This is a genomic window from Stieleria sedimenti (assembly GCF_025060895.1).
GTDB classification, from domain to species: domain Bacteria; phylum Planctomycetota; class Planctomycetia; order Pirellulales; family Pirellulaceae; genus Stieleria; species Stieleria sedimenti.
The window spans coordinates 1-21,667 of sequence record NZ_JANZKV010000042.1 but is presented as its reverse complement, the minus strand read 5'-3'; the positions used below and the strand labels follow the sequence as shown (position 1 = coordinate 21,667).

Here is a 21,667-nt window from a genome sequence, read left to right as displayed (position 1 = left end):
GACCAAACGGTAGTTGATCAATCCGAACGTGCAATGAAATGCCGTGTAATCGGCGAAGTGTTTGACAACGTCAACCAACAAACGCGTCTTCGCCGCAGCCGGGACAGGCACGCCGTCGCTGTTGCTCCCTGTAGAGTTCTCGAAGGTGATCCTGTTCGGATGATCGTTGGTGGTTGGTTGACTCAGTGTCTTTCGAATTGGCTTGGCTGGCTTCTTTCTTCGTTTCGGTGTTGAGCTGGTGCATTGATCATCTCCGATTTGAAATTGCGTTTCGCGCCCCACGCTTCAAGCGAAGTGACGCGATTGACGGATGGGCTGGACAGTTCATGGACAGTCTTGTCACGGTTTGCGAACGAGTCCATCGCTAGTTTGCCGACTCAACTTGCTTTCAACGCAATTGGAGAATCTTGCCGACTGGCATCTCCGCGCAGCGGAGAGCAATTCACACCCAATGCACTATCGTGCTGATCAGGGCATGGTTCCGGGGGAATTGATGAGATCGAGATCAGTGGATGTTTGGAGATGTTGAGCCCGGCTGCAGCCGCAGCCGGGTGCGTCCCGCTTTCAACAGCTTGATTTCGCCGCTCCGGGACTTCTTGAAGAGTCCCTCCCGCAGCTCGCCAGCTGTGGAAAGCGGGACTTCTGTATGGCCTGCGGCCATCTATTTTTTTTTGATGCCGACTTCATCGGCATCGGAGAATGGAACTTGGAATGTTGGAATGAAGGAGAATAGGTAATGGAAGACCAAACTGTAGTTGAACAATCCGAATGTGGGATTAGGTGCCGAGTCATTGGTGAAGTGCTCGAGAATGTCAGCGTCGTTGTGACTCCGGAGATTTGGGAGCGGTATTTTGAGCCATTTGCCGAAACCAAACAGCAGTTGGTGCTGTTGGCGATGAAGTTCCTGCCGTTTGTGGACCAGTTGGAAGACGACGGTGCGAAAGAATCAAAATTTCCGTTCGTCGCTGAGCTGAACGATGCAACCGGGGCGGGCCGGGTTTGGGTGTCCTTGCAGATATCAAGTAGGACAAACACGAGCGGAGAAGTCGTTTTCCTGATTGAGCAGGGTGGAGCACCTACGCAAACCGTCGAAGCTGGAGCCTGTCATGGACCCGCTTGACAAAATTGAACAGAGGCTCGACCGCATTGAGAATCTGCTCGAATCGCTGCAGACGCCTGAACGAGAAAAATACTTTTACTCGACAAATGAAGTGGCTGAACGACTTGATTTGTCCAAGTGGTACGTGCGGCGACTTTGTTCAACCGGTGAAATCCTGGCCGAGAAACATCCTGAAAGCGGACGCTTTCTGATTTCGGCCGACGAATTGGAACGCATCGAAAGCCGGCGAGATGCTCTCGACGACTGACGGTGTTTTGAACGGAGTGGAATATGAGTGAACGTGAGAAGCCGGGTCAGCGTGCTGATTTCGGGCCTGTGATTTTTAGCTATTCGCGAGAGCAAGCCATCGAAGATGGCGTTTTGGTCGACGTTTCTGAATCCGCGCGGGAAATGGGATTCCGATTTCCGGTCGCATTGACCTCGAGCGTTTGGAACGGTGATGTCGTCGTTCGAGACGATGGCCAGCCTTGCCAGTCAACCATGGGCCGACTTTGGGACACGCTTTGGATGGCTCGGCTGGCTGTGCAGCGAAGTAACCCAGAAAACGAACGGGCCAAATTTTTTGTCCAGTTTCGCCAGGAGAACGGGATTCGTGACGTCGAACTATCGATGGTTTGCGGCCCCGGAGATTCCGGTGAGCCTGTGCTCACCATCATGTATCCGTGGGAAGACTGAACAAGGCATAAGGAGTCAATTTTGGTGTATCCCGTGCCACCGGGTTCCTCTCGGCGGCCGAGGGTGCGTTTTTCAAAGGAGTGAAAAATGAATGAACGTGGAAAACCTGTATATGAAGCCAAACTTCGGCAAATTCGCGCCTCGGTATTCAAGAACACCGGGAAGGACGGAATGCCGTACTTCAACACGCATCTGGTCCGAAGGTACCAATCAGGCGAGGGTGAGTGGTCGAATTCGAGCCACTTTACCGGCGAGGCAGACCTTGTGTTGGCTCGTCAATTGATTGACCAGGTGCTCGAATTCTTGAGGACGGAAAGGGGGGCCGGTAATGAGTAACCGGCAGGAAATAACCTTTCGGTTTCCGTTAACTGTCCAACCCGGGGTCAGTCGTTCGATTGAACACTTGTTGAGTTTTGGCTACGACCAGTTTGATTCATTTGCAGACATTCCCGAGGAGCTGTTTGCCGATTTCGTACGGGTGGACGAATGGTTGGGTGAGGTGCGTAGCCGTGAGGTTCATGTGGGACGTGACGGGCTGGTCGCGGCGGCTCTTGGTGCTGCTGCTATTTTCTTTCTGCCTGAAATCGTTCAGCTCGGTGCATTGTTGATGAGTGGCTGGTGATGAGGAAACTTCAAGCAAGGTGTCCAAGCTGTGTTGTTGCCCAAACTTGCACTCCACGAGTCGTCTGTGCTCTGGAAGAAGTGCTGTTGCACTATTTCGGGAATGAGTTGAGGGACTTCGAATCGATGCCTCAAGCTGAGAGGAAGAATCACATTATCGTCTCGCTAGAGGTGCTCAATGATTGGTTGCATGAATGCCTAGGATTTCCAGAGAACTGGTGAGTCAGAACGTATGGCTGGCGAGTTGATGGCCGGATAATTTTCTTCTTGGCTATTGACCTTTCACACCCGATGCACGGGGTGCTGTCGACAAATCTGTAGACAGGCCGAAAAAATCCTTGCTGGCAAACAAGTTGCGCTGTCCGCAATCCTGTAAACTGGTGTCTGCGGCGAGTCGACAAACCGTGGTTTCCGGTTCGTAAGTCTCGCTGTCATCTGGTTTTCCGTCGAATACAAATCCTGGTGTCGACAGCATGCCCGAACCAGCCTACTCCGTGCGTTTGTCTGCAGACGTCGTCGAGCAAATTCGGCGGCAGTATCCGGACTTCGACTCGCCTCGAAAGGAGCGTGGGGTGAATACGAACGTCCTCAAGGAGTTGGTCAAACGTGGTCTGGGTGCCGATCCGTCGCAACAACTTCAGGAGCAATTGGCCACCGGTCGAGAAGAACTCCGGGACCTACGTGAAGAGGTTCGCCAACTACGAAAAAGCCTGTCCGTTGTATTGGAGTTGGTATTGCTCAATCTCTCTAATGACCCCCAGCGGGCGGAGGATATAATCCGTCTGCTTCGAAAAAAGGGGGTTATCGGCTGATATGGTTGCTTCAATCTCAAAAATGGCGAGCGGACAGTACAAGTATTACACGGAGCTGGCCAAGGAAGATTACTACACCAAGGGTGGCGAGCCCGCGGGCAAATGGCTCGGGCGCGGGGCGGCCAGGCTTGGCCTTCTTGGGACGGTCGATGACCGATCCCTTGCCGCTGTTCTTGATGGTTTCGCACCGGGCGGTCGAGAGAGGCTGGTCAAGAATGCGGGAAGAGAAAACCGGCAACCAGGTTGGGACCTAACGTTTTCGGCGCCAAAAAGTGTCTCCGTTGCCTGGGGTCTCGCTGACAGCAATCTGCGAAAACAGATCGAGCAGGCTCAGCAAAAGGCTGTCATATCGGCACTGGAATATCTTGAGGACAACTGCATTTTTGCGCGTGCAGGCCAGGGTGGAAGCGATCTCAAGAAAGCCGACGCTGTGATTGCGACTTTCATGCATGGAACAAGCCGTGATCTCGATCCGAATCTCCACACACATTGCTTGATCGCAAATGCTGGGATTTACGGCGAGAACGAGAGCCGGACGCTCAAGAGCAAGATCCTGTACGAGCACAAAATGGTTGCGGGAGCACTTTATCGGGCAGGGCTCGCCAGTCGATTGACGAAGATTGGCTTCGAGCTTGAGGCGGTGAAAGATTGGTTTGAGATCAAGGGAATCGGTCAAGAAGCCCGCGACTTCTTTTCGAAGCGTCGACAGGCCATTCTTGATTCCGCGGGCGAGAACGCCTCCGCAAAGGAGTTGGATCAGGCCACGCTGAAAACTCGTTCCGTGAAGGGGCATGTGGCTAGAGAAGATCTGTTTCCCCAATGGCAGGAAGATGCGAAGCAGTTTGGGTTGAGTGCCGAAGCGATTCGCGATGCACTGAGTGAGCACACTCAGGGGTCTGAACCAGGGCGAGAATTGGCAGAAAAAACGCTGGACGAATCCCTAAGAGAACTCGCCGAAGTCGACAGCGTCCACGAGAAGAGACAAGTCCTTAAGACGATGCTGGAAAAGGTGCAGACGGGAAAAGTCGAGGCGCAGACAGTTGTCGATGTTTTGGATGACGCGATCAAAACTGGTGAACGGCTCGAATCTCTCGGAACTTTATCGTCAACGCAGACAGAGTATTTGACTTCAGCGGAAATCCGTGATTCCGAGAAACGTGTACTAGATGCCGCCGGAAAGCTTGCACTTGATCGCAATGTCCGTGGGGACCGGTACACGACCGAAAATGTGCTTGCGGGTGGATTGGTGGGAGCGGCCAAGCGTACGGTCAATGCCTTTGTTGATGAACACATGCCAGAATGCCTGCGATTCAAATTTGAGCAGCCGACGTACGATCTGCTAAATGAGCAACAGCGGGATGCCATAGTCGAGTTGACGACGAAAAAATCGAAGCTGCACACTGTTCGGGGAGTCGCGGGGGCGGGTAAGACGACGATGCTGGCGGCAGCGCGCGAGGCTTGGGAGGCCAACGGTTACAAGGTCGTCGGATGTGCACAATCGGGAGTTGCCGCGCAGGAGTTGGCAAAGGGCGCAGGGATCGAATCCGAGACGATTCGAATGACACTGATGCGGCTTGAACCGGATCGAATTCGCAAATTGGAGCACCACGCAAAGATGTTGGTGCGAGCGTTCTTTGGGCAGAAGACCTATCAATACGACCAAATGAAGCTCGATAAAAAGACTGTTTTGGTGGTCGACGAGGCTTCAATGGTAGGGACGAAGGATTTGGCGGATCTGCTGCAGCACGCCGAAAAATCGGGTGCTCGAGTGGTTCTTGTTGGCGATACACGACAGCTTCCCAGCGTCGCATGTGGGGGTGCGTTTGCGAAGATTCACGAGCAGGTGCAAGGTTCTGAGCTAACAACCTCGGTGAGGCAGAAAAGCGATTGGCTAAAAGGCGTCGTCGAATCCGCCAACCAAGGAGATTTTCGGGGAGCATTATCAGCGTTAGCGCATGAAGATCGACTTTGCCTGACAAAGGGTGATCAGGAGTGCCATGAAAAACTGGTTCAGCGATGGTCGAGCGATCGAACCGAGGCACTTTCAGAGACGATCATTCTGGCCTCGAAGAACGAGGATGTTGACCGGCTGAACACGGCTGCTCAAGACGAACGGCGGCGCCGCGGAGAACTTGGCGAAGCGAAATTCACATGGAACGGAGTCACTTACCGAACAGAAGATCGAGTTACATTTCACGTCAATGATCGAAAGCTTGGCGTTTGGAACGGGTCCGCCGGAACGATTCGATATATCGCCAATCCGATCAACCCACATGCTGTGCGAATTGGCGTGGAGTTGGATTCTGGAGAATTGGTCACGGTCACGCCCGGAAAATTGAAAACCGAAGACGCATTGTCGCTCGGTTATGCTTCCACGGTGCACAAAGCTCAGGGCAGGACGGTCGATAAGACATTCCTGATGCTCGACGACGACATGGTGAATCGACAGTCGGCTTATGTCGGGCTGACACGTTCACGCTACGACACGTTCGTTTATGCCAAGGCATCCGCCGTCGAAGAGGATGTTGAGGAACTCAATCGACTGGTGCGTAAAACTGAACGCGACCAATCAAAGGTATTGGCGTCCGAGCATGAACGGATAATCGAAGAACAGAACAATCGACGTCATGAGCAGGAGGAGTCGAAACGCGAGCTAACAACAAGCAATGTCCTCGTTCAGGAGCATACGAGATGACTTGGATCCCTTCCTTAGTCCTAGCGGTCTTATCAGCAGTCGGCGTCCTTCTGCTTATGCGGCAAGAAGTCATCCGGGATCCAGTGCTGGCGAGAAAGCTAGGTGTCATTGGCGCGATGTCGGCGGGGGCGTTTTCCACATGGTTGATCGCAAGCGTGATTCGCTCGTGTGTTGTCCTATCATTGAGCCCATCTGCCAGCTTTTTCGATTTCGTCTTTGGCCCGGTGCTTTTGTATGGCCTGGAAGTTTGGTTTCTGCTTGCCGGATTGCTGATCGAGGCGAAGACCTCCCTTGGCGGTCGATACCGACTTGAAAATGAGTGGCGTCCGTCATTTGTCGATGGAGTCGGAACCGGCGTGGTTGTAAGCGTGATGTGTACGATTCTCTTCTTCCCAATGTGGTGGATGATTCGTCCTGGAGACTACGGGAAGTTCAATGGCTCGCTTGCGGGTGTGCTGGTATCCGACCGTGTATCTGAAACGTTCGAGCCTAGCGGAGTGGTCCGTACTGCTTCATTACTTGCAACCATCGAGCAGCGAAAGGCTATTCCCCATTCGATCGCGCTGGCAACGCTCTCGTTGCTGCTGATACCAATTGGATTCCGTTTATTGCGATTTACACGTCGTGAACTCGACGGAGAATACGAACACACGTACAAACGCGACGTGCCTGATTCTGACCCATATTCGCTTCCGTTTCCGCCGCGCGGGGGTGGGTTGAATTGAGATGAATCTTGGAAGCAAACCAGATCATCCCGCGTTGGATCTGTTTAACTCTTCTCTGCATTGGAAGGACCAATATGGAGAGGAGGTCGTGGCGCGAGATTTTCTCCGAGAAGTCGTATTCCCGATGCCAGGCGCAGAAACGAACATCGTCGACATGGCGCCACATACGGCAATCGTCGGGTCGACGGGTTCCGGCAAGACCATCCTTTTGAAGCACTTCATGCGTTCATTGCTTTCAGCACCTTACGAGGAAGGTGGGCTGCAATTTCGTGCCGTTGTCTATGACCCCAAAAGGGAGCTGTTTCCCTTCCTGCGGATGATGCAGATCCCCGAGTCGCAGATTATTGTCACGCACCCATTCGACAGCCGATCAGCGAGCTGGGACATCGCCGCTGACTTCACGGAGCCAGCGCAAATTGAAGAGCTTGCAGAATTGATCGTACCGAAGGCAGAGAACCCAATTCATGGAGAGGGTGCGCATTTCTTCGACAATTCGGCTAGGATCATCGTTCAGGACGTGATCGAAGTGTTTCATCACATTCGGCCGCGCCTGTGGGAATTGAGAGATGTTGTCGAAGTGCTGGTGAACTTAGATTACCTTCGCGCCGTTCTCGCAAAAACGTCGAGTGGCCGCGATACATGGACTGCATATCTCGAGCCACTGGACCGTGATCGAGGCGATAGGACCGGCAATAGTATTCTTGCGACGCTTCACTCCTACGCACGTCCGTTTCAGTCTTTGGCATCGTTATGGCACCGCGCCGAGCGGAAATTTTCGCTAGATCAATGGCATGTCGGCTCTGGGATTCTGTTGCTGGGAGCGGATCCGCGACGGGAGAGAACTCTGCAACGCATCAATCGACTCTTGCTCCGGCGCATCTCCCAATTGGTGCTTGGTCGCGGTGATGAACGGCCGATTGATCTGACTTGGTTTTTCCTTGATGAGATACGAGAAGCCGGGAAACTACACGGACTACGGCAATTGATGACCGAGGGTCGATCGAAAGGCGCACGAGTCGTGTTGGGGTTTCAAGACATCGAAGGACTCTACAGCCTGTATGGGGAACACGAGGCAGGGGAAATGGTTGGACTTTGTGCCAATCAATTACTGCTCCACATTGATAATCCAAAGACGAGAACATGGGCCTCGGATTTTATGGGGGAAGCCGAGATTCCTGATGTTTCGAAAACCGAATCGGAGACGCAATCTCGCGACGGGCCAACATGGTCTAGGTCGATGCAATTGTCGGTTGGCATGCGACCAAACGTATTGCCAGTTGAATTTCATAAGTTGCCGTTGGGAAATCCGTTTCGTGGCGTTCCGGCTTGGTTTGCTGTTCCTGGAACGAGGAACAAAGCGATCCTCGATTCGGAGGCGGCAAAGGAAGCCGTTTTCTTCGAAGAATCATGTGAGGCAGAGGCGTTCTCTGCGCGGCCAAGCGCAGATCAGCAGCGGTGTGTTTGGGGGGCTGAAGACCTTCAGCGATTCGACTTGAACACCAAGCCAAGCGTCAAAGATCCTGAAGATACAACCGGACGGCCTGGACTACGCCTTGGCTCGCTCGAAGGTGAGCTGATCGATTTAGACGCGGACGATGAATTCGATGGCGATTCTGACGATGAGGAAATCTTATGAAATTCCGGTCGCTGTACAACCTCATCGACTTGCCGCATGTGCCGCACCCTGTCTCGCTGGCCGCCGTGAAACAAAGGCTGGCTGAAATCGCGGAAGGTCGAGCAGGTTCTTTTGACTTGGACACTGCAGTGATGGATACCATCGTGTCGGTGCTCGCTGACCGTACCCGAAAGAGCCTGTACGACCAGGTTTTAGAGGGGCTTGAGCGAGGCGACGGTCAACTTCCTCGTATTAAAAATCCTGATCGGGCCGAAGCGATCAAGCAACTATGTTTGGAGCTTGGGATTGATTTCCAGGAGATACGTCGTGGCCAGTTTGTCGTCTCCATCATGCTGCCCTGGCAGGATGGAGATACGCGAGGAATTCCCGTCACAAGACGCGAATTCCGAGGTCTTCTTCTTGAATTTACATCACGCCGATACTCGGTTATTGCCGACCGGAGGCGCTTGAGGGTCTGCGTTCACTCAGATACTGCGGAATCTCTCAGCTTCATCGCTGTCGGTCATCCGCTCTACTCGAAGGTTCCTGTTGAAGGCGAGAATGGCTACGTCCTGATGTTAGGCGGGATCGGTTTCGCAACCGGGCAGCCAAATGTTCCGATCGCTTTTCTGTCTGACTTGGGCAATTTGGCCGTTTGCCTTAATGGTGCTGAGATGATCTTCGGCGGAGGGTCACAGGCGATTGCAGAACTATTTGGAGTCCGAGATCGCCCGGACCGTGTTGCGACTGTCGTCGCAAACTTTTACCGGATCTGCGCCGAAGCTTTTTGTGAGCTTGGATGCGAAACGGACGTGAATGCGGTCGAATCGGAATTTTCAAGAATCGCCCCAATCTACCACGGGAAACCGTTAGCCAATAAAATGGCAATGTTGTTTCGATCTATCCTCTTTTCGGCACGATAGGGACGCTCCCAGGCAGGTGGTGTTGTGAACAAAGTGTTTGAAACGGAATACGGTCCACTCAAGCCATATCAGCGACCGCTTGTCGTCATGCTGATCCTGCTGATCCCAATTGTGGCGGCGTTCACAATTTCTTGGCTGGTGTTCAACTACATGTATGTAGCCGGCGCAGTGCAGCAAAATGAATTCGGACCAGCCGCGGTCATTCACGAAACGGTCGAGACCGCGGTCACAGGTAACGAGTTGGTCTTGCAACTGCGAACTGCGCTGGCGGACTTCGATGGCGAGGCGAAACGAATCTTTGGGGCAGATCATCATTGGTCGAAGGACGGAGAAAGCCGTACACCCACGTCTATCTACGATTTCGTACACGACCAAGGTAATACGAAATTGCTGGATGAGTATGACGCGATTTCGAAATGGCGAGTGGCTTTCGCCGTGGAGCAGGCAAATTTGGAAAGCAATATCGATCGTAGCGTCAGCACGCTGAGCGACAGTACCACGAAAGATGCGTCGTTTCAGGCACTACGACTTGTCTCGGACATAGAACAATCTATTCGGGAAGTTAATAACCAACTTGAACGACTCAGGAAGTTCGGAGAGAAGTATGACTCGTTTTCGAAAGGTCAGATTGATGCTGATTGACATCCGTGTAACTTGCTGTCTTTTTGCTGCGGTTTTCCAAGCAGCAATTGTAATAGGACAAGACAGCGACCCCAAAGAACATCAACGGTACAGGGACTATATCGCGAAGCGACAAGTTCAAGCAGCGCTGAAGATTGAGTCGCCAGGATTGTCTGGGATGAAGAAGCTGGCAATGGAAGCGAGGGATCGGATCGCAATCCCTACGACTGAGGCCAACGGAAAGGATTTGCTCAGCCTTTCACGCGAACTGCAGTCGAAGATGCGCGAGATTGAATCCAACGATGTTGGGCGATACATGGCAACTTCGGATCGGTCGGTCGCCGCGCTCATTCAGTTTGATACAGACACAATTTCCATTTCCGATGGAGCGCTCAAGATTCGTCACGACAGGCTCTCGAAAGCGATCGAAGCACTTGAAGATTACCAACCCTCTACTCAAGGTGTCTTCGATCCCGAAACCAACCCGACTGCTGCGATAGTCGAACAAGAGGTTTCTTGGATCAATGAAATGTACGAACGGGTGATCTCTCGGCTTGCAATCATTGCAACTGCAGAAGCGGAATTTGATCCGACAGTGGATTGGTCTTCCTACCCCACCCTTCAGCAAGCAAAAAGGAAGGTACTTGCGAAAATGGCGGTGCAACTGGCAGCAGTCGAGACCAGGGCGGAACAAGAAGCACTCGACCAAAGCGCTGAGCGACGATTTCAGTCGGTGTTTGACGCTAAGAAAAATCGGTTTGATACGGAAACAGATGCCATGAGCCGAATCGCGGAACTCTCCCGATTGTTGATGCTAAAAGAATTTGAGGTCAAAGAAGCTGAGTTTGACGTTAAGGAGGCCAAGATTGAGGTCGAAAAGGCGGAATTGAGAAAGCAACAAACAGTTGCCTCGAACGAAAAACGGATGATTGAAACGGAGTCCTCTCTACTCACCGTTGACGCGGGACAGGAACGCATCAAGAAATACCTTCAAAGCCCACATGTCAAGAGACTGCTTGCTCCGTTTTGTACTGATGGATGGCACCACACCGGCAATGCGCTCGAGAAAGGACCGATGTCACTCAAACTGCTATCGAATCATGTCGCCGGAGTGTCGCCATTTGAGCCGTCAAAGTCTGGCCTTCGCGTCTTCGTCGATGTTGCGCAGGGTGAAAACGACCGTCCAACATGGGGAATCGCTTCCATCAACGCCTATATGCTTCCCGCGAACTTCGTCAACATCGACGGCGAGAAGGTTAATCCGGCCGTTGAAGCTCAGAGGATTCTACGGGAACATGGCCAGTTGCTGATTGAACTCGGAATGCTCAAGCCGTAGCGTCTTCAGTGTACCCAAAGGCGATTTCCAGTGCCTTCTGTTCTTTGGATAGGAACAGGTGTCGGTAGCGTCTCCGCATTTCGTCGGTCGAGAGGCCGACCCAGGCGTTGATCATTCGATGGTCCATACCAGCAGCGGCGCAGTTGCTGCGAAATGTGTGTCGCGTAATTCTCGTTTTCTATTGAGTTTGAAAAACCGAGTCCAATGCCGATTGCTGTTTGTCAGGGAAGAGGTGGCGGTAGCGGCGGCGTTGTTCTTCGGTTTGATGGCCTACCCAGGCGTCAATGAATCGTTGGTCGATTCCCTTGGTCGCACAGTTGCTGATGAAGCTGTGGCGGAGTGTATGCCAGCCTGGAACAGTTTTCCATTTACTGCCTGATAGGACTTGGTTGAGATGATGGCTCGCTTCCTCTGGTTGCACGCATCCCTCTTCGCGTTGGAGCTTGCGATTTCGAACGACGCGGTGGTCTTCAGGGAACGTGTGGGGGCTTTGCTCCTTTTCCTCTAACCACGTGCTCATGACTTCGGTCAGTTTCGGTGTTAGTGGGACGATTCGTGTGGTGCGTTTGCTTCTGGCTCTCTTTCGCTCGCGGACGACGACGGTTCGATTCTCCAGATCGAAGTCGGCGATCTGGGATCGGCAAAATTCGCTTCGTCGGACGCCAGTGTGCGCGGCGAAGACGCACATCGGATAGAGGAACGGATATTCCGCTGTTACTCGGATGTGCTCGAGCAACTCGTCGACTTGAGTGGTGTCCAGGTACAGGCTGTGCCAAAGCTCAGACGATTCCGCATCGGAAAGACGCCCGACTGCGATTTGCCGTTCGATCTGCTTCCAGGTTTGGAATGGTGGCTTTTCAGTGACCTTTGGAAACATCAGGCCGCGTTTCGGAAAGACTCCGGTGACGTGGTTTTGGGAGAGTGCCCAGTTCCAAAGGGAACCGAAGGTGGCGATTTCTTTGCGGATCGTTCCGGCGGACACGAAGCCGTTTATGCCGGGTTCCTTCGATCGTGTGGTGATATAGTTTTGCAGGTCTTTTGTGGAGATTGAGTGAAGTGTCTTCCGCGAACCCAAGATGCGGACGATATGTCGGGTGTGGAGCCCGATCGTCTTGAGGGTGGTTGGTTCGAGTGCGTCGCTGGGAATCGACGAGGTGTAGGTTGAGAGCAGGTCACCGAGCCGGAGTGTAGTCGTTTGTGGCTTGCCGTTGAGCTTGCCGTCGGAGAGAAGGAACGTGGGGATGTCGGCGCCGTCGGGCAGCTCAAGCCGTCCGGATTCAATGAGCGCAATATTCTCTTCGAGCCGGAAACTGGCGGCTTGTGCTTGGCGCCGCTTCTTCGTTTTCAGTGAACGCTTGAACCGGGCGCCGCCGAATCGGAAGGTGACGTGGAAATTGCCGCCCGGATCTTGTTGGAGTGATGCCATTTCGGGTTCCTCGGGTACGTTGAATTCAAGGTACAAGCGGTCCCAGCAAGCCGACTATCGACGACGTTCCAACGGGTATCCAACGGGGCGGCAATCAGGAGCGGAACAAGGCAACATCGATGCAACGCGTTTGCAACGATGTCACTGAAATGTCACTGATTGGAAAAAGACACAAAAAAAGGACTCGGAGCGAATTGCTCTAAGTCCTTTGCTGTTTTGGAGTTTGCCGCGAGTGGTTTACTCGTAGCAATAGCTCCCCCGGCAGGACTCGAACCTGCGACAAGGCGGTTAACAGCCGCCTGCTCTACCAACTGAGCTACAGGGGATTGGTGTGTCCGGCCGGGGTGCCTTGGTGGGCGATCGGCCGGGACCGCCGGGCCTTTTCTCCCGGTGGGTCGCGAAGTTTAGTTTCTCGACTTTTCACTGACAAGATCTCTTGCCTGAGACTCCCAAAATCGTTGGCAGGTTCGGTTTCTATCCGGTTTTGACGGCCTTTCCAATTAAATCAGCCACCCGATCAGGCCCCGATTCGCCGAAATGCATCACAGCGTTGCCCCGAAGGGCTGCGAAAACCCTCCCCTCGCTACGCTCGACCCTCCCGCACACGGGAGGGTGACTTCTTGACTTGATGTGTACACCCCTCGCTGCGCTGGCACCCTCCCTGCCAGGGAGGGTGGCGTCGGAGAGGGCACAACCTGCGCTGTGCGGGGACAGTTGCCTGGACATTGGTGCGTCAGCCCTGCGTCGGGTTTGAATCCGGGCGGTGGCCGGCGCGGGTTCTGTTGACGTGGTGGGGTGATTTGGACTATCTGGGGTGAATGAATAAGACAATCTTCTTTTCGGTCGGTGAGCCCAGTGGTGATCAGCATGCGGCTCGGTTGATTCAGTCGCTGAAGTCCCGTGAACCGGAACTGCACGTGCGTGGTTTTGGTGGCCAGGAGATGCGTCGGGCCGGTTGCACCGTGGACTTGGACCTGACCGAACACGCCGTCGTCGGGATTCTGGAGGTCCTGCCCAAGCTGCGGGAATTCTTCCGGTTCGCCGATCAAGCCGAGGCGATTTTCGCCGCCGGAGACGTGGACGCGGTCGTGTTGGTGGATTTCCCTGGGTTCAACTGGCACATCGCCAAGCGGGCAAAGAAGTACGGCATCCCGGTGATTTATTTCTGTCCCCCACAATTGTGGGCCTGGGGCGCCTGGCGGGTTAAAAAGATGAAGGCGACGGTCGATCACGTGTTGGCCGTGCTGCCGATCGAGGAACAGTTTTTCACCGGCCACGGGATCCCCACCAGCTACGTCGGCCACCCGTTTTTCGACGCCGTCAGCGAATCAACCCTGGACACCGCGCTGCTGCAAACCCTGCGGTCGGCGGCGACGGAATCGCAAACCGTGGCAGTGCTGCCGGGCTCGCGGACTCATGAAGTCCATCGGAATTGGCCGGTGATGCTTGATGCGATCGCCGAGTTGTCGGCGGCCAACCCGCAGGCAAGGTTTGCCGTCGCCGCGTATCGAGAAAAGCATTTCGAGTTTTGCCAGGCGACCGCGAAGGCCGCCGCGGATCAATCGGGCAAGCCGCTGCCGATCGATTTTTATCTGGGAGCGACCAGCGAGGTCGTCGAACATGCCGCGTGCGCGATGATGGTCAGCGGTTCGGTCAGTTTGGAGTTGATGGCCCGCCAAACCCCCGCCGCAGTGATCTATCGCGTCGGCCGATTCCTGTACGCCTTTGGGAAATGCGTCGTCAAAGTCGACAGCATGACACTACCGAATTTGATGCCGGAAGACTCGCGGCCTGTTGATTTAGTCGATCCTCCGAATTCAACGCGATCCTGTCAGCCGGACACGCCAGCGAGGGGCGGCGCGTGGTCCCTTGCTCACGCGTGCGGGCTTACATCAACAGGCCGCTCGGCCCCGGGAAGCAGTAACGAACGCGTCTTCCCCGAAATCGTCTCGGTCGGCCACCCTGCCAAGGCGAGGGATTTTTTAGTGGCGACGGTCGGCCGCATGTTGAACGACGCCGATTATCTGGCAACAAAACATCGGCAGTTGGCAGAATTACAGGATCGGTACGCCAAGCCGGGGGCGAGCGACCGCGCCGCGGCGAAGATTCTGGAACTGTTGCCGCAGGACAGTATGGCTGAATTGCCGAAGCGGGTGGCGTAGTCGTTTTCTCCGGTATCACCGCATCGGATCCCCCCACCGATAGCCAGGCGTACCCACGGATCTCTTTGCTTCCGTTTTGACAGGCTGGCAGCCTATCCCACGGTGGTGGCCGGCCTTTTTTTGCGAATAATTGGGTGTTGTGGGCAAACCGGTTGCCGCTGGAAACCGTACTGTTTCGACTGTGACTGTCCGTCCGGCCAGGCCAGCCGGCCCGTTGATTCAATCGATCCGCCCCAATCAGCGCGAGCGTGTTCGCCCGAATGCGAAATCGAGGGGCGACGTGCTGCCCCTTGCTGACGCATGCGGGCTTCCATCAACAGGCCGGCCGGCCTCCGGGTCTTGCCGAATTTCCCCACCGCATTGATCTTTTCATCCCGATGACGACCGAAACGACTCCACCGCGTACCCTCGGTGCTGTGATGAGCAGCGAGGCGGGCTATGAAGCCGATGTTGATGATGCTCCGCTGAGAATCTCCGGCTTCGTCGCGCTGTTGTTGTCGCTGTTGAGCGGGTTCACGATCGTGGCACTACCGATGGTCGGGTTTGCGATCGCAGCGGTGTTGTTCGGCATGTTCGCGCTGCGGAAAAGCGATTCGCAGTCCTTGCCGGTTGGCACGACAGCGGCGCGGATCGCGATCGTGTTGGCCGTGCTGTTTGGCACCTGGGGTGTCGGTCGCTACTCGCTCAAGCGTAACACGTTGGGCGGCCAGGCCGAATACTTTGCACGCCAGTTCGTGCGGGTGGCCAGCAGCGGAAACGAGATCTACGCCAAGGAGCTTCAGAAGAGTTACGTCAATCGTTACTTGAAGACGATGCCGCTGGAAGAAACCTACGAGCTGGAGCGGTTAAAGATGGAGCGTAAAATGAAGGAAGCCCGGGAGCGTGGCGAAGAGGTTTCGCCTCCGGGAGACGAGGACAGCTCCACGGTCACCGATCTGGTCAAGTATCCTGTCGATCAAGAATGGGTGCTGTGGCGGCCGGTGCGTGTCTTTAGCCATTATGGTCGCCAGAAGGCGGAAGTGGTGTTGGCGACCGACCACACGGAGAAAGCGTACAAGCTTCGGATTGTGCTGGAGTACATGATCCACAAGGATCGAGGCACGGCGGAGTGGTACATCGAAACGTGTTTGCCGTACCGTGACCGGATCGTTGCCGAGTCGGTGTTGTAGTGAACGCCGGCGAGTCGTGCGGCGAAGCTTAGCGGAAATCGCGGGTGCGGAGCTGCAGACCGCTGACCTGTGAGGAGAGATCGGTGATGCGGCCGGTGATCACGTGGATGACGCCGCTGCGGTTTTCCAGTTTTCCGTCGACGAGCCAGGCATTGCTGGTCTTGGCGACTTTGAAAAATCGCTGCCAGACCTGGGGGAAAATCACCAGGTTGATCGACCCCGTCTCGTCTTCCAACGTGACGAAGGTGATGCCTTTGGCGGTGCTGGGCCGCTGCCGCATCAACACCAAGCCGGCGACGCGGACGTGGCGGCCGTCGCGAAGTTCGGGAAGTTGTGCGGCGGTCACGCAGCGGACCCGCTGGAGTTCGTCGCGGGCGAATGACATCGGATGGGCCTTCAGACTCAGCCCCGTCGTGTTGTAGTCCGCGTAGACTTCTTCCAGCGGTGACATCGGAACCAGGTCTTCTGGCAGTTCGTCGTCGTCATCCACGGCATCCAACAGCGGCGCGGCGCCGGGCTTGTTGGATTGACCGAGCGATTGCCAGATGGCGGCGCGGCGGTCTCCCGCGATGCTCGACAAGGCGTCGGCATCGGCGAGCAGCGAGATCACCGCCTGGCCGATCCCGGCGCGTCGGGCAAGATCGGCGATGTCGCGAAACGGCCCGGATTGCTGACGCGCCGCGACGAGTGCTTCGGCGGCATCGACGCGCAACCCGCGGACCGTGCCCAGCCCCAAGCGGATTGCCGGGCCGCTGCGATTGGGGTCGGGCTCAAGTGTCGATTCCCAATCGCTTTGGTTGACATCGACCGAACGAACTTGCACGCCGTGCTGCTTGGCATCGTGGATCAACTGTGCCGGTGCATAAAACCCCATCGGCTGGCTGTTGAGCAGTGCGCAGCAGAAGGCGGCCGGATAGTGGCATTTCAAGTAGCACGAGGCATAGACCAGCAGCGCGAAACTGGCGGCATGTGATTCGGGGAAACCGTATTCGCCGAAGCCGCGTATCTGGTTGAACACCTGCTCGGCAAATTTGCCGGTCAAACCGTTGGCCTTCATTCCGTCGAGCAACTTGATCCGGAACGTGTCGATCACGCCGGGGCGCCTCCACGCGGCCATTGCGCGGCGCAGTTGGTCGGCCTCGCCGGGGGTGAATCCCGCCGCGACGACGGCCAACCGCATCGCTTGTTCTTGAAAGATCGGGACGCCGAGGGTTCGTTTGAGAACATCACGGATCGCGTCGTTGGGGTAAACGACGGCATCGGGATTGTCGCGGGCTTTCAAGAACGGGTGAACCATGTCGCCTTGAATCGGGCCTGGTCGCACGATCGCGACTTCGATCACCAAGTCATAGAAACAACGTGGTCGCAAACGTGGCAGCATGCTCATTTGGGCGCGGCTTTCGATCTGAAAGACGCCCATCGTGTCGGCTCGACAGATCATGTCGTAGGTCGGTTTGTCACCGTGTGGCAGCGTGGAAAGCGACCAGGTCTCGCCATAGTGATCGGCCACCAAGTCAAAACAACGATGGATCGCGGACAACATCCCGAGGGCGAGCACGTCGACTTTGAGGATCCCCAATTCATCCAGGTCGTCCTTGTCCCACTGGATCACCGTTCGCCCCGGCATGGCGGCATTTTCGATCGGACACAATTCACAGAGCCGACCGGCCGACATCACCATGCCCCCGACGTGCTGGGAGAGGTGACGCGGGAACCCGACCAAGGTGCGAACGAGATAGCCGAATCGCTGTCCGATCGGGGATTCCGGATCCAGGCCGCATTCGGCCATGCCGGTCGGTAACGCATCGTCGCTGCGATAGCTGCCGGCGATCTTGGACAGCGAATCGATCAGATCGGCCGACAATCCGAGTGCCTTTCCGACTTCGCGGATCGCGCTCTTGCTGCGGTAGGTCGTGACGGTGGCCGTCATGCCCGCCCGGTCCCGGCCGTATTTTTCGTACAGATACTGCAACACCTCCTCGCGCCGTTGGTGTTCAAAGTCGACGTCGATGTCGGGTGCTTCGTTGCGTTCACGGCTGATGAATCGCTCGAACAGCAAGTCGGTTTGACTGGGGTCGACGTTGGTGATTCCCAGGCAATAACAAACGGTTGAATTGGCGGCGCTGCCGCGGCCCTGGCACAAAATATCTCGGCTGCGGGCGAAGCGAACCATGTCCCAAACGGTCAAGAAATAGGCTTCGTAACGCAACTCCGCGATCAGTTCGAATTCGTGCTTGAGAAGTTCAATCACGCGATCGGGCACCGCGCCGGGCCAACGCTGTTTGGCACCTTCCCAGGTCAGCCGTTTCAGGTGCTCCAGAAGCGTCATGCCTGGCGGAGCGATCTCTTGCGGATACTCGTACCGCAACTCGTCCAAACTGAACGTGCACCGCCGGGCGATTTGCAGGGTGCGTTCGATGGCTTCGGGAACGTCACGAAATAGTTCCGCGATTTCCGCGAGCGGACGGAGATGGTGCTGGCTGTTGGCGAAACGCTGTTCGTGCACTTGGTCGATGGTCGTGCCGTTGCGGATGGCGGTCACGCAGTCGTGCATCAACATTCGATCGGCGGTGTGGTAGTGCACGTCTCCGGAGGCGACCAGGGGCACCCCGGACTGCAGCGACAACGTGTGCATTTGCTTGATCGTCGCGCGGTCGTCGACGCCATGATGGAGCGAACACAGCAAGTAGGCCGAATCACCAAACTGTTGTCGAAAATCGCCGCGGAGGAATTCGAGATTCAGCCCGGGGCGTGCTTGGCCCGGATCGTTGTCCGCCGCTGCGGAATCGTCGCCGCGGGCAAGTTCGCTGGCCGAGGAAAACGCTCCAGCGATCAAGCCTTCGCTGAGTTCGACGATATCGGACCAGCTCAACTCGCATTGCCCTTTCTCGCACCGCAGACGACCGCGTGAAAGCAGTTGGCAGAGGCGTCCATAAGCGGCCCGATCGGTCGGCCAGAGGACCATGGACGGCGCATCGATCGGGTGAACTTCGGCACCGACAATGTACTTGAAATCCAGGTCCCGCGCGGCGCCGAATCCACGCACCACACCGGCGAGGGTTTCGGAATCGGTCAGCGCGAGGGCGTCATACCCGAGCTCGGCCGCCCGCGTGACGAGTTCGTCTGGATGCGAAGCCCCGCAGAGGAACGAAAAATTGCTTTTGCAGTGGAGTTCGACGTATCGCATGACGCAACGGTAGACGCCCGGCGGCGTTGGGGCAACGACCGTGCCGGCCTGGAGACGGTGTTCGCGCGGTGGTCAATGGTGCTTGTTGAGAAAGGGTTTTCGATGGCGGAACGACAGAATGGTTAAAGTGGCGTAAGCTTCCAGCTTGCGTTTGACCAGTGAAATGAGACGGCAAGCTGGAAGCTTAGCCCACTTTTCGTCCTTGATAAGACGCTAGGTTTTCACGTGACGGCTGCACAGCAGTGCCGGCAACAACATCAGGTCGGCGACCAGGGCTGCGGTCAGTAGCAAGAACATCATCCAGGCGAATCGACGGGTCGGTTCAAAGTCGCTGAGTGCGAACACGAGCATTCCCAATCCACAAACGATCGTGGTTTGCGTGATCGCGCTGCCGCAGTGCTTGATCGTTTTGGCGACCGCATCTGCCGGCGGAGTGCCGCTGGACGTTTCGCGACGGCAATAAAGCAGGAAATGGACGGTGTCGTCGACCGCGATTCCCAATGCGACGCTGGCCGTCATCATCACCCCAATATCCAATGGTTGGTCCAGCCATCCCATCAGGCCGAACAGCACGCAGATCGGGAACACGTTGGGAATCATGGCGACCAGACCGAGACGCAGGCTACCAAGCGCGACGATGATGACCGCGCCGATGACCAGCATCGCCGTAAAAAAGCTGCCGATCAAGTCCTTGAGCAACATCTGTTGAGCGCTCTCGATCACCGGCATCACGCCCGTGACCGTCACTGCGACATCCTGGCGGTCGACCGAGCCTCGATCGATGACCGCTTCATGCGCGGCAATCAATTCGAGCAGATATGTCGACGCGTCGACGTGTTCAAATGCAGGCACACGCGTGGTGATCCGCCAGAGCTGTGCGTCCGCTGTTTCACGCAAGTAACCCAAATCCGCCAACCGGACGCGATCACGTTGGAACCGTTTCGCGATCACGCTCCGCCGGATCGAAGCGCGCAAGCTATTGGATGTCGGCAACGATGGCAAAAACGTCAGCGCCGACGTCGCGCCGCGAGCCGGCGGTTGCCTGGCCGCGGAGGAGTGGATCTCGCGGATCAGCCGCAGTCGGTCGAACAACGTCAACGACGACGTGGCCTCAAATCGGACCACCGTCTCCACCGGGATCAACGGCACAACCTCGGATTCCAACCAGCGGTGATCTTGGATGACCGGATGGTCGGCCGTCAGCAGATCGAACACGTCGACGGTGGTCCGCAGTCGAGTCAGCCCGAGCGCCGCGAGCGTCATGATTGAGAGGCCGGCGACGGCAATCGGTGAGCGGTGCCGGACCACGACGGATGCCAACCCGGCCAACGACGTTGCCGTCCAGCCTGACCGGTCCCGCCTCGTCTGGGGCCAACGTTGCAGCACGCCGGGAAGCGTCAGCAACATCAGCAGCGTGGTCAATAAAACACACCCTGCCGAAATCAACGCGAATTGCCGGACCGCCGAGATCTCGCTGACCAACAGGGACAGCAGTCCTGCGGCCGTTGTCGTCGCCGACAGCAGACACGGTTTCCAGCCGATCTCCAACATCCGTTCTGCCGCGCCGGCGATACCGCGCGCGTTGACTTCGTCGCGGTAGTAGTTGCACAGATGAATGCCGGTCGATGCCGAAAGAACAAACACCAGTGGCGACATCACCACGAACACCGCGTTCATGTTGCGTCCGGTGAAGTGGACCAGCGAGATCGCCAGTTGTTCGCCAAAGAACCCGACACCCAAAACCAACAGGATCATTCGCCAGGAACGCAGGAACAGACAGCAGAGTAGAACGATCACTGCAGTCGACGGAAGCGAAAGCCAGAGCATCGAATCCACACTCGCGTCATCGATCGCTTGGCCGATCACGGGGGTTCCACCCAGGTGGTACTGATGGGCGGAGAGTTCGAGATCGTTTTGTAACACAGACCGGATCATGTTGATCGCCGAATCGCGGCGGACCGCCCCGTTAGCCGTCAACACTGCTATCGCGCAACTCACATCGCCAGGGCCGATCAACGAACCGCGGAGACGCTCGATCGCTTGCCGGCGGCTCAGTTCCAGCGGCGGCGATTGCAGTGCCGCGACCGACTCGCGGCCGGACAGGACTCGATCAAACAGTGCCTCGGGATGGACACCGGCGTGTCCGCCATCGGCGCGCGACAGCGCGTCGGCAAATCGATCCAACCGCGGGTCGTCGACGGTGCAGCCCTGCCAGGAGACCAGGATGACGTCGTGCGTGCGGAAGTCGTTGACGAACTGGAAAAACTGGCGTCGGCCTTCGCTGTCCGGCGGAATCCACATGACCGGCGAGTTGAACATCGCCTCCAAACTGCGGCCGGCCCCCACGACGACCAGCGGTGCGAGGAGGAGAATCAACCCCAGCGCGATCAGACTGCGACGAAAGAGAGTCAAACGCATGGCGCGGGGTCAGAAAGTGGACTGGGCGAAAGGATGTAAACGAATGTTGGCGACGGAACACTTGTGCGCCCGTGATGATGGGCACGGGCATCAGGAAAGAGGGATTCAGCATTGTTGGTGTCCAGCCTGCAGGCGATTTCCGGTCGCTGCAAAGCAGCGACA

General features: G+C 56.2%; 18 protein-coding genes and 1 tRNA gene. 14 read left to right on the top strand and 5 right to left on the bottom strand.

All coding sequences use genetic code 11. The features are described from left to right. Positions 1-70: 70 nt before the first annotated feature. Positions 71-244 (bottom strand): hypothetical protein, encoded by a 174-nt coding sequence (locus NZK35_RS06315; RefSeq protein WP_259631748.1) that lies wholly within the window; start codon positions 242-244, stop codon positions 71-73. Between the two features lie 492 nt (positions 245-736). Between NZK35_RS06315 and NZK35_RS06310 the strand changes: the two genes are divergently transcribed. The 12 genes from NZK35_RS06310 to NZK35_RS06255 all read left to right on the top strand — a co-directional run bounded on the left by NZK35_RS06310 (position 737) and on the right by NZK35_RS06255 (position 11,143). Further along, positions 737-1,120 (top strand): hypothetical protein, encoded by a 384-nt coding sequence (locus NZK35_RS06310; RefSeq protein ID WP_259631747.1) that lies wholly within the window; start codon positions 737-739, stop codon positions 1,118-1,120. Then, positions 1,107-1,367, top strand: coding sequence for a helix-turn-helix domain-containing protein (locus tag NZK35_RS06305; protein WP_259631746.1), 261 nt, complete (start codon positions 1,107-1,109; stop codon positions 1,365-1,367). The genes NZK35_RS06310 and NZK35_RS06305 overlap by 14 nt, the downstream gene beginning before the upstream one ends. A gap of 23 nt (positions 1,368-1,390) precedes the next feature. Then, positions 1,391-1,795, top strand: a complete 405-nt coding sequence (locus tag NZK35_RS06300; protein ID WP_259631745.1) for a DUF6573 family protein — start codon at positions 1,391-1,393, stop codon at positions 1,793-1,795. A gap of 87 nt (positions 1,796-1,882) precedes the next feature. Then, positions 1,883-2,131: a hypothetical protein gene (locus NZK35_RS06295; protein ID WP_259631744.1), complete on the top strand. Its 249-nt coding sequence runs from the start codon at positions 1,883-1,885 to the stop codon at positions 2,129-2,131. Between the two features lie 70 nt (positions 2,132-2,201). After that, complete coding sequence (locus NZK35_RS06290; RefSeq protein ID WP_259631743.1) at positions 2,202-2,417, top strand: hypothetical protein; 216 nt, start codon at positions 2,202-2,204, stop codon at positions 2,415-2,417. 472 nt (positions 2,418-2,889) lie between these two features. Then, positions 2,890-3,228, top strand: a complete 339-nt coding sequence (locus NZK35_RS06285; RefSeq protein ID WP_259631742.1) for a hypothetical protein — start codon at positions 2,890-2,892, stop codon at positions 3,226-3,228. Position 3,229: 1 nt separating this feature from the next. Next, on the top strand, positions 3,230-5,923 hold the full coding sequence (gene mobF / locus NZK35_RS06280; protein ID WP_259631741.1) for a MobF family relaxase: 2,694 nt from the start codon (positions 3,230-3,232) through the stop codon (positions 5,921-5,923). Then, on the top strand, positions 5,920-6,648 hold the full coding sequence (locus tag NZK35_RS06275; protein ID WP_259631740.1) for a hypothetical protein: 729 nt from the start codon (positions 5,920-5,922) through the stop codon (positions 6,646-6,648). Before mobF ends, NZK35_RS06275 begins: the two co-directional genes overlap by 4 nt. 1 nt (position 6,649) lies before the next feature. After that, positions 6,650-8,284: a type IV secretion system DNA-binding domain-containing protein gene (locus tag NZK35_RS06270; protein WP_259631739.1), complete on the top strand. Its 1,635-nt coding sequence runs from the start codon at positions 6,650-6,652 to the stop codon at positions 8,282-8,284. Beyond that, complete coding sequence (locus NZK35_RS06265) at positions 8,281-9,186, top strand: hypothetical protein (protein WP_259631738.1); 906 nt, start codon at positions 8,281-8,283, stop codon at positions 9,184-9,186. Before NZK35_RS06270 ends, NZK35_RS06265 begins: the two co-directional genes overlap by 4 nt. 24 nt (positions 9,187-9,210) lie before the next feature. Beyond that, entirely contained in the window at positions 9,211-9,828 is a 618-nt protein-coding gene (locus NZK35_RS06260; RefSeq protein WP_259631737.1) for a hypothetical protein, read from the top strand. Continuing rightward, positions 9,818-11,143 carry a hypothetical protein gene (locus NZK35_RS06255; protein WP_259631736.1) on the top strand — a complete coding sequence of 442 codons (1,326 nt, stop codon included), beginning with the start codon at positions 9,818-9,820 and terminating at the stop codon, positions 11,141-11,143. The genes NZK35_RS06260 and NZK35_RS06255 overlap by 11 nt, the downstream gene beginning before the upstream one ends. A 178-nt stretch (positions 11,144-11,321) precedes the next feature. Here the strand turns inward: NZK35_RS06255 and NZK35_RS06250 are convergent, their stop codons facing one another. Together NZK35_RS06250 and NZK35_RS06245 are read right to left on the bottom strand one after the other, a co-directional pair. Then, positions 11,322-12,569, bottom strand: a complete 1,248-nt coding sequence (locus NZK35_RS06250; protein ID WP_259631735.1) for a tyrosine-type recombinase/integrase — start codon at positions 12,567-12,569, stop codon at positions 11,322-11,324. Between the two features lie 253 nt (positions 12,570-12,822). Next, positions 12,823-12,895, bottom strand: a tRNA-Asn gene (locus NZK35_RS06245). Between the two features lie 492 nt (positions 12,896-13,387). On the opposite strand from NZK35_RS06245, the gene lpxB reads away from it, so the two are divergent. After that, a complete protein-coding gene (lpxB, locus tag NZK35_RS06240; protein ID WP_259631734.1) occupies positions 13,388-14,731 on the top strand; it encodes a lipid-A-disaccharide synthase in 1,344 nt (447 codons plus the stop codon). Between the two features lie 377 nt (positions 14,732-15,108). After that, positions 15,109-15,900, top strand: a complete 792-nt coding sequence (locus NZK35_RS06235; protein ID WP_259631733.1) for a hypothetical protein — start codon at positions 15,109-15,111, stop codon at positions 15,898-15,900. A gap of 28 nt (positions 15,901-15,928) precedes the next feature. On the opposite strand, the gene NZK35_RS06230 is transcribed toward NZK35_RS06235, so the two are convergent. Further along, positions 15,929-19,087, bottom strand: coding sequence for an error-prone DNA polymerase (locus NZK35_RS06230; RefSeq protein WP_259631732.1), 3,159 nt, complete (start codon positions 19,085-19,087; stop codon positions 15,929-15,931). Between the two features lie 213 nt (positions 19,088-19,300). After that, entirely contained in the window at positions 19,301-21,505 is a 2,205-nt protein-coding gene (locus NZK35_RS06225; protein ID WP_259631731.1) for an efflux RND transporter permease subunit, read from the bottom strand. Positions 21,506-21,667: the final 162 nt, after the last annotated feature.